General features: G+C 59.9%; 15 protein-coding genes (1 of these 15 running past the window's edge). 9 read left to right on the plus strand and 6 right to left on the minus strand.

What is annotated here, in order from left to right:
• On the plus strand, nucleotides 1–116 hold the 3' portion of the coding sequence (locus ACZ9BE_RS15655; RefSeq protein ID WP_056788609.1) for a hypothetical protein. The gene continues 166 nt to the left of window position 1, outside the view; only the last 116 of its 282 coding nucleotides appear in the window; its start codon lies off the left edge, out of view; the stop codon is at nucleotides 114–116.
• On the opposite strand, the gene ACZ9BE_RS15660 is transcribed toward ACZ9BE_RS15655, so the two are convergent.
• Nucleotides 117–686, minus strand: coding sequence for a TetR/AcrR family transcriptional regulator (locus ACZ9BE_RS15660; RefSeq protein WP_476249668.1), 570 nt, complete (start codon nucleotides 684–686; stop codon nucleotides 117–119).
• A gap of 91 nt (nucleotides 687–777) precedes the next feature.
• On the opposite strand from ACZ9BE_RS15660, the gene ACZ9BE_RS15665 reads away from it, so the two are divergent.
• On the plus strand, nucleotides 778–1,506 hold the full coding sequence (locus tag ACZ9BE_RS15665) for an SDR family oxidoreductase (protein ID WP_041478480.1): 729 nt from the start codon (nucleotides 778–780) through the stop codon (nucleotides 1,504–1,506).
• Nucleotides 1,507–1,547: 41 nt separating this feature from the next.
• Nucleotides 1,548–2,144 (plus strand): 2-hydroxychromene-2-carboxylate isomerase, encoded by a 597-nt coding sequence (locus ACZ9BE_RS15670; protein ID WP_122507880.1) that lies wholly within the window; start codon nucleotides 1,548–1,550, stop codon nucleotides 2,142–2,144.
• Between the two features lie 44 nt (nucleotides 2,145–2,188).
• Here ACZ9BE_RS15670 and ACZ9BE_RS15675 read toward each other — a convergent pair whose 3' ends face one another.
• The 5 genes from ACZ9BE_RS15675 to ACZ9BE_RS15695 form a co-directional block, all read right to left on the minus strand.
• Complete coding sequence (locus ACZ9BE_RS15675; RefSeq protein ID WP_476249669.1) at nucleotides 2,189–3,997, minus strand: aminopeptidase P family protein; 1,809 nt, start codon at nucleotides 3,995–3,997, stop codon at nucleotides 2,189–2,191.
• A gap of 68 nt (nucleotides 3,998–4,065) precedes the next feature.
• Nucleotides 4,066–5,232: an aminotransferase class V-fold PLP-dependent enzyme gene (locus tag ACZ9BE_RS15680; protein ID WP_476249670.1), complete on the minus strand. Its 1,167-nt coding sequence runs from the start codon at nucleotides 5,230–5,232 to the stop codon at nucleotides 4,066–4,068.
• Between the two features lie 206 nt (nucleotides 5,233–5,438).
• Nucleotides 5,439–6,053, minus strand: coding sequence for a LysE family translocator (locus ACZ9BE_RS15685; RefSeq protein ID WP_041478477.1), 615 nt, complete (start codon nucleotides 6,051–6,053; stop codon nucleotides 5,439–5,441).
• Between the two features lie 101 nt (nucleotides 6,054–6,154).
• Nucleotides 6,155–6,424, minus strand: a complete 270-nt coding sequence (locus ACZ9BE_RS15690; RefSeq protein ID WP_016770723.1) for a hypothetical protein — start codon at nucleotides 6,422–6,424, stop codon at nucleotides 6,155–6,157.
• A gap of 101 nt (nucleotides 6,425–6,525) precedes the next feature.
• On the minus strand, nucleotides 6,526–6,888 hold the full coding sequence (locus tag ACZ9BE_RS15695) for an antibiotic biosynthesis monooxygenase (RefSeq protein ID WP_236168533.1): 363 nt from the start codon (nucleotides 6,886–6,888) through the stop codon (nucleotides 6,526–6,528).
• 93 nt (nucleotides 6,889–6,981) lie between these two features.
• Between ACZ9BE_RS15695 and soxR the strand changes: the two genes are divergently transcribed.
• From soxR to ACZ9BE_RS15725, 6 genes are all read left to right on the plus strand, one after another.
• Nucleotides 6,982–7,434: a redox-sensitive transcriptional activator SoxR gene (gene soxR / locus ACZ9BE_RS15700; RefSeq protein WP_056788635.1), complete on the plus strand. Its 453-nt coding sequence runs from the start codon at nucleotides 6,982–6,984 to the stop codon at nucleotides 7,432–7,434.
• A gap of 112 nt (nucleotides 7,435–7,546) precedes the next feature.
• A complete protein-coding gene (locus ACZ9BE_RS15705) occupies nucleotides 7,547–8,005 on the plus strand; it encodes a VOC family protein (RefSeq protein ID WP_056788589.1) in 459 nt (152 codons plus the stop codon).
• A 215-nt stretch (nucleotides 8,006–8,220) separates the two neighbouring features.
• Nucleotides 8,221–9,420 (plus strand): PepSY-associated TM helix domain-containing protein, encoded by a 1,200-nt coding sequence (locus ACZ9BE_RS15710; protein ID WP_016770800.1) that lies wholly within the window; start codon nucleotides 8,221–8,223, stop codon nucleotides 9,418–9,420.
• Nucleotides 9,417–9,959 carry a hypothetical protein gene (locus ACZ9BE_RS15715; protein ID WP_016770801.1) on the plus strand — a complete coding sequence of 181 codons (543 nt, stop codon included), beginning with the start codon at nucleotides 9,417–9,419 and terminating at the stop codon, nucleotides 9,957–9,959. Before ACZ9BE_RS15710 ends, ACZ9BE_RS15715 begins: the two co-directional genes overlap by 4 nt.
• The gene (locus ACZ9BE_RS15720; protein WP_101155631.1) at nucleotides 9,956–10,294 is read left to right on the plus strand and encodes a hypothetical protein; all 339 of its coding nucleotides are present in this window, start codon (nucleotides 9,956–9,958) and stop codon (nucleotides 10,292–10,294) included. The genes ACZ9BE_RS15715 and ACZ9BE_RS15720 overlap by 4 nt, the downstream gene beginning before the upstream one ends.
• On the plus strand, nucleotides 10,291–10,866 hold the full coding sequence (locus ACZ9BE_RS15725; protein WP_150638857.1) for a DUF6162 family protein: 576 nt from the start codon (nucleotides 10,291–10,293) through the stop codon (nucleotides 10,864–10,866). Before ACZ9BE_RS15720 ends, ACZ9BE_RS15725 begins: the two co-directional genes overlap by 4 nt.
• Nucleotides 10,867–10,885: the final 19 nt, after the last annotated feature.

The following is a 10,885-nucleotide window of genomic DNA, read 5'->3' on the forward strand; positions in this document are numbered from 1 at the left end:
AGGGTTACAAGGTGATCGCCAAATCCGGGGATGCCGTCGAGGAACCTGGCGATTATCCGTTCGGCCTGAACCCCGCCGGTTATACCAGCCGCAGCATGATCGTCATCTGCAAATAACTACTCGGCTCGTGGCAAAGCGAGCTGACGAGTGATTTGCTCATGACTCGAGCGCAACACCGTACGCTGCACGTCCGGTGTTTCCAGCATTCGCGCGACCACCAACGCACCCACACATTGCGACAGCACCGACCAGGCCAGACTCTCGCTTTCCAGTATCTCGGCCCAGCCCTGCTGAAGGCGGCAGATCCATTCTTCAGCCTGCTCACGCACCTGTACATCGGCACGGGCAATCTCCGCGCCCAATGTCGGCAGCGCGCAACCGGACTCTGGTTGCTCGACGTGGGCCATGCTCAGGTACTGCTTCAGACAACGCTCCAGCCGCTGCCGATCTGCACCGCCCTGGCCACCAAGGCGCTCAAGACTTTCACTCAACTCTCGCTCGACGATGGCAGCGAACAACGCATCCTTGGATGCAAAGTGGCTGTAGAACGCGGCGCCACTCAAACCGATGGCTTTCATCAGGCCATCCACGCCCACAGTGGAAAACCCCGATTTCTTTGCCGACAGCGCGCTGCTTTGCAGCAATCGTTCGCGGGTTTCCGATTTGTGTCCGGCCGAATAACGCATGTCATCTCCTGAAGTAGATCGCCTTGACGCTGCCCAAATCCTAGCATAACGTTCGTTAACTAAACGATCGTTAACCAAAAAGGGTTCACCCATGAATAACAAGAAGGTCGTGTTGGTTGTCGGGGCCGGCGATGCCACGGGCGGGGCGATTGCCAAGCGCTTTGCCAGTGAGGGATTTATAGCCTGTGTGACCCGGCGCAGCGCCGACAAATTGCAGCCTCTGGTTGACGCAATCATCGCTGAGGGCGGTGAGGCCCATGGTTTTGCCTGCGATGCGCGCAAGGAAGAAGACGTCATCGCCTTGATCGAAGACATCGAAACCCGCGTCGGCCCGATCGAGGCCTTTGTCTTCAACATCGGCGCCAACGTGCCCTGCAGCATTCTCGAAGAAACCGCGCGCAAATATTTCAAGATCTGGGAGATGGCCTGCTTCTCCGGCTTTCTCAATGCCCGTGAAGTGGCCAAGCGCATGGTGACTCGGCAGCGCGGTACGATTCTGTTCACTGGTGCCACGGCCGGGCTGCGCGGCGCCTCTGGATTTGCCGCTTTCGCTGGAGCCAAACATGGCATCCGCGCACTCGCGCAAAGCATGGCGAGAGAGTTGGGGCCGATGAACATTCATGTCGCCCACGTCGTGGTTGATGGTGCGATCGATACCGACTTCATCCGCAACAGCTTTCCCGAGAAATACGCGACCAAGGATCAGGACGGCATTCTCGATCCAGAGCACATCGCCGAAAACTATTGGTTTCTGCACAGTCAGCCACGGGATGCCTGGACTTTTGAGCTGGACCTGCGTCCTTGGAACGAACGCTGGTAAGCCCTCCCCCCTCATTACAACAATAAGAGAGCGATTTGATCATGACGAAAACCGTGGAATTCTATTTCGACCTCGGCAGCCCGACCACCTATCTGGCGCACACCCAGCTAGCGAAAATCTGCGCCGATACCCAGAGCGAACTGATCTACATCCCGATGCTGTTGGGTGGCGTGTTCAAAGCCACCGGCAACGCTTCGCCGGCAATGATTCCGGCCAAGGGCCGCTACATGTTTCAAGACCTCGATCGCTTCGCCAAACGCTACGGCGTACAGCTCAGATTCAATCCGCACTTTCCAATCAACACGCTGATACTGATGCGTGCCGTCACTGGCATGCAGATGCGCCAGCCGCAGCGTTTCGCCGAGTTCGTCGATTGCCTGTTCAAGGCGCTTTGGGTAGAAGGCCGTAACCTCAACGATCCGCAAACCGTTGCCGCCGTGCTGACTGAAAACGGCTTCGACCCCCAAGAGATAATGGCGCTGACCAATGATGAATCAGTAAAAGCCGCACTCAAGGAAAACACCGAAGCCGCCATCAAGCGCGGCGTTTTCGGTGCCCCAAGCATGTTCATTGGCGATCAGTTGTTCTTCGGTCAGGATCGACTCGACTTCCTGGAAGAGGCATTGCGCCAGGATTGAAGCCGAGACCCAAGGCACCGCGAGCGGTGCCTTGGGTAAATCGATCAAATGGCCACAGTGCGCTCGTTCAGCCAGCTCAGCGCCGCGCCATCCAGCAACGGGCTCAGACGCTCGCGTACTTCACTGTGATAAGCATTGAGCCACTGCTTTTCTTCCTGAGTCAGCAGGTCAGCAATCAGGCAGCGAGTATCGATCGGGCACAGCGTCAGGGTTTCGAACTTGAGGAAGTCGCCGAATTCGCTGCTGCCGGCCTCGCGGTTCATCGCCAGGTTCTCGATGCGCACGCCCCAGCGGCCCGGGCGATAAGTGCCGGGTTCGATCGACGTGATCATCCCCGGCTGCATCGCCGTCTGCGGTGCCGGTGCCGCTTGATAAGCGATCACTTGCGGACCTTCGTGAACGTTGAGGAAATAGCCCACGCCATGACCCGTGCCGTGGCCGTAGTCGACGTTGTCAGCCCAGATCGGCGCACGAGCGATGGCGTCGAGCAGCGGCGACAGAATGCCTTTCGGGAATCGTGCCCGCGATAGCGCAATCACGCCTTTCAACACGCGAGTGCAATCCTGTTTCTGCTCTTGGGTCGGCGTACCCACCGGGACCATGCGCGTGATGTCTGTGGTACCGCCGAGGTATTGACCACCGGAATCGATGAGCAACAGACCATCACCCTCGATCAGCGCATGCTCCTCTTCGGTAGCGTGATAGTGCGGCATCGCGCCATTGGCGTTGAACGCAGCAATCGTGTTGAAGCTCAGCGAAACGTAATCGGGACGCCGCTCACGGGCAGCGGTAAGTTTCTCGTCGATGGTCAGTTCGGTGATGCGCTCGCGTCCCCACGCTGACTCCAGCCAGGCAAAGAATTCGCACAACGCCGCGCCATCCTGCTCCATGGCTTTACGGATGTGCTGCGCGTCGGCTTCGCTTTTCTGCGACTTGGCCAGCGTGGTCGGGTTGAGGCCTTCGACCAGTTTCACGCCACTGTCCAGGTTATCCAACAACCCCGTGGTCACTCGCGCCGGATCGACCAGCAGGCTCGCGCCACTCGGCACAGCACGCAACGCATCGGCCACTTCGCTGTAGTCACGCAGCGTTACGCCATCCTGTTCGAGCACAGCGCGCAGGTCGGCATCGACCTTGCTCAGCGCCACAAACAGCGTGGCCTGTTGCTGATTGATCAAAGCGAACGAAACAAACACAGGATTGAAGGAGACATCTCCGCCGCGCAGGTTGAACAGCCAGGCGATGTCATCCAGGGTGGCGATGAAGTGCCAGTCGGCACCACGTTCTTGCAAGGTTTCGCGCAGTTTCGCCAGTTTCTCGCCACGACTGATAGTCGCTTGCGGCGGCAGATGCTGATAGATCGGCGCGTTCGGCAGGCTCGGGCGATCACGCCAGACTTCCTCTAACAGGTCGATATCGGTGCGCAGGCGAGCGCCGCGTGCCTCGAGCTTGCTGCTCAGTGTGCGCGCCGAAGCCACTGCCATTACCGCGCCGTCGACCGCAACCACGCCGCCCTCAGGGGTTTGTTCGGCCAGCCAGTCCAGCGGGCTCGGCTGCCCCGGTTGCAGTTTGACCAGTTCGATGCCGCTGCCGTTGAGCTCTTTCGTCGCCTGTTCCCAGTAACGACTGTCGGCCCACACACCGGCGAAATCAGCGGTGACGATCAGCGTACCGACCGAACCGTGGAAACCCGACAGCCATTGCCGGCCCTGCCAGTAACCCGGCAGGTATTCCGAAAGATGCGGGTCGGCGGACGGCACCAGCAGCGCATGGATGCCTTCGCGGCGCATCAGTTCACGGGTATGCGCCAGGCGCTGAGGCACCGATCCTTCGGTCAAGGTGTGGGAACTCATCATGTCTCCTGCTAATCGCGTCATCGTTATTGTTCGTAGCCTTCGCGGCCATGGAAAGCGTCTGCTGTTTAGAGCCCTGTCGCCCAGAATGCCGGAGCACTGGCGCAGGCGGTTGTGATCAGGTCAACGGCCTTGTCGACATCCTCGACTTTGGTAAACCGCCCGAGGCTCAAGCGAATGGTGCGCCCCGCCAGCCGCGCATCGTGCCCGAGCGCGAGCAGCACGTGGGACGGCGCATTGCTTGCGGAATTACACGCCGACGTCGCGGAAAACGCGATCGAATGGCTCAATGCGGCGCTGTTGAACTCGCCCTCGCTGAAGGTCAGGCTCAGGGTGTGCGGAATACGTTGCGAGGCACTGCCATTGAGGCGCACGCCTGGCAACTTCAAAAGCTGTTCGAGCAAGCGTTCGCGCAAAGCGATGATGGACTTTTTCTCTTCATCGAATGCGTCGGCGGCCAAAGCGAATGCAGCGCCCATCCCGGCAATCTGATGAGTCGCCAGGGTTCCGGAGCGTAGGCCACCCTCATGACCACCACCGTGAATCTGCGCCTGCAAACGTTGCTGCGCCTGCGGGCCGACATATAAGGCGCCGATGCCCTTGGGGCCGTAGAGTTTGTGTGCGGAAAACGACATCAGATCCACCGGCCAGCGGCTCAGGTCGATCGCGACTTTGCCGGCGCCTTGCGCAGCATCGACATGAAACAGGGCCTGCCGACCGCGCACCACCTCGCCAATTGCCTCGACATCATTGAGCGTGCCCAACTCGTTGTTGACCAGCATCAGCGAGACCAGAAAGGTGTCGTCACGCATCGCTTCGCTGACCGCTTGCGGCGTGATCAAGCCTTGGGCGTCCGGCACCAGATAGGTCACGGCAATGCCCGAGTCCTGCAATTGCCGCGCGGTGTCGAGAATGGCCTTGTGTTCGATCTGACTGGTAATGATGTGCCCGCCGGAAATGCCACGGGCCTGGGAGACGCCTTTGAGGGCGAGGTTGTTGGACTCGGTGGCACCGGAGGTCCAGACAATCTGCTCAGGCTGCGCGCCGACCAGATCGGCTACTTGCCGACGCGCCTGCTCGACCGTCTGCCGGGCCTGCTGGCCGAAAGCGTGGGAGCTGGACGCCGGGTTACCGAAGTTACCGTAAAAACCCAGACATTCGATCATCACCTGGATGACCCGATCGTCCACCGGGGTGGTGGCGGCGTAATCGAAATACAACGGACGTGTGTTCATAAAGGACTCGCAGAGCGTGTTCCGGTATCAGGAGGCTCGTATCTGCAAACGACAATGCACAGCCTCGTGAGCTGTGCATGGGGTTCGAGAGCGTCATCAATACCTGATCGGATGCCGTTAAAGAAGTGGGGCTTCATTTAAAAGTGCGTAGGAACGCTCCTGAAACCGAGCTTAACAGGCATCGGGCCGGCGTTTGAAGCAATGCGTCAGTGAAAGCTTTCCAGAAGTAACGGATACAACGAGATCACCAACAGCGCTGCCATGCCCCAATTGAACACGCGCAACCAGCGCGGATCTTTCAGCACATTGCGCAACAGCGTGCCGCACGCCGCCCACAGGCCGACACTGGGCAGGTTGATGATGGCGAAGACCGCCGCGATGATCACGACGTTATAGAAATAACCCTGCATCGGCGTGTACGTGCTGATGGCACCGATTGCCATGATCCACGCCTTGGGATTGACCCACTGGAACGCCGCGGCGCCCAGATAACTGATCGGTTTCGCCTCGCCGTCGACACTGTCGCCGACCGGGCCGGAGTGGGCGATTTTCCACGCCAGATACAACAAATACGCCGCGCCGACATACCGCAGCACCGTATACAGAATCGGGTAGGCCTGAAACACCGCGCCAAGGCCAAAGCCCACCGCTACCACCAATAGAAAGAAGCCGCAGCTGATGCCGAGCATGTGCGGAATGGTGCGGTTGAAACCGAAATTCACTCCGGAAGCCAGCAACATGGTGTTGTTCGGCCCCGGTGTGATCGAGGTGACAAGGGCAAACAGGGCAAAGGCCAACAGCAGATCAAGCGAGAGGTTCATCGAGGCAGTCCATCCAGGGTCATTCAGCTGTTGACCCTATCCCACACGGCCCGGCAAACCCACGGACAGTTAGGGAAAACTTCAAGCAGTACAGTTTGCTGTCAGCTTGGACGGCCGTGCAGCTGTATGGCACGTTCGGCGCTCATCTCACCCTGCTGATCGAAGCCGAAAGTCTTCTGCGGCTGGCCGAGCAATTGGGCTTTTTTGGCGTGGTATTCGTCGAACGACAAGCCGCTGCGGTTCAGGGCCTCCAGCGCCAGCTCGCGGGATTCTTCAGCGGTGTAAGGACGCAGCTCTGGCGAAACATGGCCAGCACAACCGGCGAGTACGGAAACAGCGAGCATCAGCGAAACAGTCAGTAAACGGTTCATGGGAGCGTCCTGGCGAGCAATGTGGGGTCGATGGAGAAAGGCTACGCCCGGGCACGCTCGCGCAGAAATCAACGCTCTCAATAGTGGCTATCAGGTTGGCACTAATACTGGCTGACCGGCAGACGGCAGTGCAGCGCGTCGTCGTGGCTGCGGGCAATGCTGCTGTGCACCTGGAACGAGTTGAAGGTCACGGTTTTCGCCCGATGCGTACGGATCAACTGCCAGAAATCCTCTTCGCCGCGTTCGAAACCGCGAAATGCCGCATCGCCCGCTTCGCGACTTTGCCACTGCAAAAAGCTCAACACGCGGCGGCCGTCGTCGCTGGCTTGCACGCTGGCGCTGAGAAATCCGTCGTAACGCAGAGCCAGACCCTCGGTCTGCGTGGCCAGAGCCGAGACCAGCGCCGCTTGCTGACGGGGTTCGATTTCGAATTCGATCAATTGGGTAAAGCTGCGATTGCTCATGGAAAGCCCCCACTCATGTTGAAGCGAGCCTTGCGACCCGAAGAGCTGCAGGGTAAAACCTCTAGTTAAGTCAAGGTCAAGAGCATTTTCAGCATGATCAGCAAAGACCAGGTGCACAAGCCTCTCACCGTGGGTGAGGTTGCGGCGCGCAGTGGCGTCGCGGTCACGGCGCTGCACTTTTATGAAGCCAAAGGTTTGATCAAGAGTGAACGCAATGCCGGCAACCAGCGCCGCTATCCGCGCGCCGTCCTGCGCCGGGTGGCGTTGATCAAAGTCGCGCAACGGCTGGGAATACCGCTGGCGGAAATCGGCGAAGCGCTGAAGATCCTGCCGCAGGATCGCGCGCCATCGGCGGCGGACTGGAAAATGCTGTCTGAACAATGGCAGCGCGAGCTCGACGAACGAATCAGGCAATTGACGCTGATGCGCGATCAGCTCACCGGGTGCATCGGCTGCGGCTGTCTGTCCATGGAAGCGTGTCCGTTACGCAATAAAGGCGACATGCTCGGTGACCGAGGCCCAGGCCCGCACTTTCGCGATGAATGATGATTGCTGCTCGTCGGCGGAAAATCTGTGCAGTAAGGACGGTTCTATAGTGATTGCTCCGGGTAAGTCCGGTGTAACCACATCTGTTGAAAACAAAAACAGGGAGAACGTCATGAGCGTCAAACCCATTCCCGAGGGGTATCACAGCATTACCCCGTATCTCGGCATCCAACAGGCTGCCGAGGCCATCGAGTTCTACAAGAAAGCCTTCAATGCCAGCGAAGTCATGCGCCTGACCATGCCCGACGGCAATATCGGCCACGCCGAACTGCGCATCGGCGACAGCGCGATCATGCTTGGCACCCCTTGTGATCAGGGGCCGTTGAGCAATCCGCAGCAGGCGGTGTCGATCGGCTTGCACCTGTATGTCACCGATGTCGACCAGTCCTTTCAACAAGCGCTGGATGCCGGGGCGCAAAGCGTCTCCGAGGTCAAAGACCAGTTTTATGGTGATCGCAGCGGCACGCTCAGAGATCCGTTCGGCCATCTGTGGTTTCTCGCCACGCACAAAGAGGATCTGAGCGAAGAGCAGATTCGCCAGCGGGCGATGGAGATGTTTAACCAAGGTTGAGGGTTTTTTACCTCGGATCAACCGGCAGAAATACACTGCCGATGTAATTGCGAAACATTTACTTTCATATCCGCTTTCGGGATTTTCTTCGCTCATCCGTCTTATAGGAATGCAGGCCGTTCGCGTAGGCAAAAGCCACGAACGGTCTCCCGGGGGAGTTCCGTGCTGCGAAGCCCGTAGCCCGGCCCCTTCCACCGCAATCAAGACGCGCAATCATGTCGAAGAAATCCCGTTCCAAACTGTGGTTCCTGGTGCATAGCTGGCTGGCGTTGCCGATCTGGTTCTTTGTGCTGATCGTCTGTGTCACCGGCACGCTGGCGGTGGTCAGCCAGGAGATTGTCTGGCTGGCCAACCCGCAAATGCGCGCCAGTCAACCGTCGGACGATGCGCCGCGACTTAGCTACGACCAGATTCTCGCCGCGATCAAACAGGCCGAGCCGCAAACCCTGGTGCAGAGCATCAATCGCCCGGACGAGTCGCACTTTGCCCTCGACGTCGAAGTCAGCTACCCCGACGGGCGCTCGTTGACGGTCTATGTCAATCCGTACACCGGGGTCATCCAGGGCACCGCGCCGGCCTTTGATTTCAAAGCGTTCACCCGCGCCCTGCATGGCTGGTGGCTGGTGCCGTTCACCAATGGCTACAGCTGGGGCTGGTATCTGGTGTCGCTGCTCGGCGTGCCGATGCTGGTGTCGCTGATTACCGGGCTGGTGGTGTACAAGCGCTTCTGGAAAGGTTTCCTGCGCCCGACACTGCGCGTGCGCCACGGCGCGCGGATTTTCTGGGGCGACTTTCATCGCCTGTGCGGCATCTGGTCGATCTGGTTCATCGCGGTGATTTCCATCACCGGCATCTGGTTCCTGATCAAGGCGATCCTGTTCGATAACCAGATTTCCATTTCCAGCGAACCGATCATTCCGGCGATGTCCCGCGAAAGTGTGCCGATCTCGGCCGCCGGCACCCCGCCGCCGCGCATCAGCCTGGACCGCGCCATCGAAATCGCCCAGCAGAAGATTCCGGGGCTGGAAGCCAGCTACGTCAACCTGCCGGGCAATGCCTACTCGCACATGAGCGTCAGCGGCCGTGGCTGGTATCCGCTGATGTATCAGACCGCGACTCTCAACCCGTACAACGGCGAAATGGCCTCCTCACGGTTGCTGTCCGATCGGTCCTCGCTGGAATTCGTCACCGAATCCATGCGCCCGCTGCACACCGGCGACTTCGGCGGCATCTGGATCAAATTGATCTGGTTCTTCTTCGGTCTGTTGCTGAGCATGATGATCCTCAGCGGCCTGCTGATCTGGACCAAGCGCACCGCGTTGGCCACCGCCAATGCGCTGAAACGCGAGGACAAGAAAAACCGCGTCACCGCCCAACCGGCGCTGCGCCGTGAACCTTCGGAGGCGAGCCTGTGAACAAAGCCATCTCGGTCACACCGCCCTCGCGCCTGTCGCGTTTCTGGCACAAGTGGCGTTTCCACATCAATGTCCTGCTGTTGCTGATCCCGCTGGGCTTCATGCCGAAATACTTTGCCGATGCCTCGCTGTTTCGCGGCGACAGTGGCCTGGGCCAACGGGAAATAGGCACGGTTCAGGTCGGCCCGTGGAGCCTGCGCCTAGCCGAACTGCGCGACGAGGCACCGCACCTGAGCGGTCCGGCCGGCTATATGAAGGATTTCACTGCCGCCGTTTGTGATACCTGCGTCGAACAGGTCAAGGCTACTTACCTGCGCATCGGCAAGCCGCGCAGTCTGCGCGCCGCTGGCACGATCTTCTTCGGTACGCCTTATCGCATGGGCACGCAAATGCCGATCCCGGCAAAGACCAAACCTGACGCCGAGCTGTGGATCACCATGGAAGGCTGGGACGGCAGCATGCACCAGGCCGCGATTCCCCTGAGCCAAGCCTCCCCCGCCACGGTTGCGTGGCTGAACAAACAAGGAGCCAAACCATGACTCGCTCACCCCTTCACACCCGTTTGCTCGCCAGCGCCGCGCTGCTGCTGAGCGCCGGTTTCAGCGCCAGCGCCCTGGCGCACAACCCGATGTGCGAATGCAAAGCCATCGATGCCGAACAGATCAAATGCACCGGCGGTTTCTCCGACGGCAGCGGTGCGCCGGGGGTGACCCTCGACGTGATCGGCTACGACGAAACCATTCTGGTGCCGGGCAAATTGGGTGATGACTCGACGCTGACGTTCAAGAAGCCCGGCAGTGAGTTCTATGTGCTGTTCGATGCCGGCCCAGGCCACGTTGTGGAAATCGACCAGGCGGATATCGAAGCCCCATGAGTAGCCCGACGACGCAAGTGGTACGCCCGGCCGGCGCCGGCCATGAAACCCTCAACGTGTTGCTGTTGTGCCTGCTGATCCTCGCGGTCGCCGGCTCGGTGGTGGCGTGGCGCGGGGTTTCCCATGAACCGGAGCCGGTCGCGAGCAACCAGTACGACGCCCGCCGCGATCTCAGCGCCGCTGAGCAAGGCATCTATGCCGACCTGCGCGTGACCCTCGACGAAATCCGTCTACTGCGCGAAGAGCAACAAGCCCTGCCGACGCCACAGGTGCTGGCCGAAGAAGGTTTCGCGCCGTTCGCGCAGGATGCCAGTTCGGTCAGCCGTGGCGGTCACGCATGGCAGATATTCGCCGATCGTGCCTATTTTGGTCGGAGTGCGACGCCTGATGTCGCCGGTTCGTTTCTGATGCGTGTCGGCACTGACGCCAACGCGGCGCCGGACATCTGGCTGAACCGCAGCGCCGACCTCGCGCCTGCGGAGGATCTGTCCGACGCGGCGCTGTCCGCCGCTGGCTGGAAACAGATCGTCGCGCAATTCGATGCCGGGGTTACCCGCGAACATCGCCATTGATTCCTCGCCTTTATCCGAG

Source organism: Pseudomonas sp. TE9122, assembly GCF_056278925.1.

Coding starts and splice junctions, on each gene's coding strand:
- ACZ9BE_RS15660 (WP_476249668.1), bottom strand. CDS start 686: ATGCGTTATTCGGCCGGACACAAATCGGAAACCCGCGAACGATTGCTG.
- ACZ9BE_RS15665 (WP_041478480.1), top strand. CDS start 778: ATGAATAACAAGAAGGTCGTGTTGGTTGTCGGGGCCGGCGATGCCACG.
- ACZ9BE_RS15670 (WP_122507880.1), top strand. CDS start 1,548: ATGACGAAAACCGTGGAATTCTATTTCGACCTCGGCAGCCCGACCACC.
- ACZ9BE_RS15675 (WP_476249669.1), bottom strand. CDS start 3,997: ATGAGTTCCCACACCTTGACCGAAGGATCGGTGCCTCAGCGCCTGGCG.
- ACZ9BE_RS15680 (WP_476249670.1), bottom strand. CDS start 5,232: ATGAACACACGTCCGTTGTATTTCGATTACGCCGCCACCACCCCGGTG.
- ACZ9BE_RS15685 (WP_041478477.1), bottom strand. CDS start 6,053: ATGAACCTCTCGCTTGATCTGCTGTTGGCCTTTGCCCTGTTTGCCCTT.
- ACZ9BE_RS15690 (WP_016770723.1), bottom strand. CDS start 6,424: ATGAACCGTTTACTGACTGTTTCGCTGATGCTCGCTGTTTCCGTACTC.
- ACZ9BE_RS15695 (WP_236168533.1), bottom strand. CDS start 6,888: ATGAGCAATCGCAGCTTTACCCAATTGATCGAATTCGAAATCGAACCC.
- soxR (WP_056788635.1), top strand. CDS start 6,982: ATGATCAGCAAAGACCAGGTGCACAAGCCTCTCACCGTGGGTGAGGTT.
- ACZ9BE_RS15705 (WP_056788589.1), top strand. CDS start 7,547: ATGAGCGTCAAACCCATTCCCGAGGGGTATCACAGCATTACCCCGTAT.
- ACZ9BE_RS15710 (WP_016770800.1), top strand. CDS start 8,221: ATGTCGAAGAAATCCCGTTCCAAACTGTGGTTCCTGGTGCATAGCTGG.
- ACZ9BE_RS15720 (WP_101155631.1), top strand. CDS start 9,956: ATGACTCGCTCACCCCTTCACACCCGTTTGCTCGCCAGCGCCGCGCTG.
- ACZ9BE_RS15725 (WP_150638857.1), top strand. CDS start 10,291: ATGAGTAGCCCGACGACGCAAGTGGTACGCCCGGCCGGCGCCGGCCAT.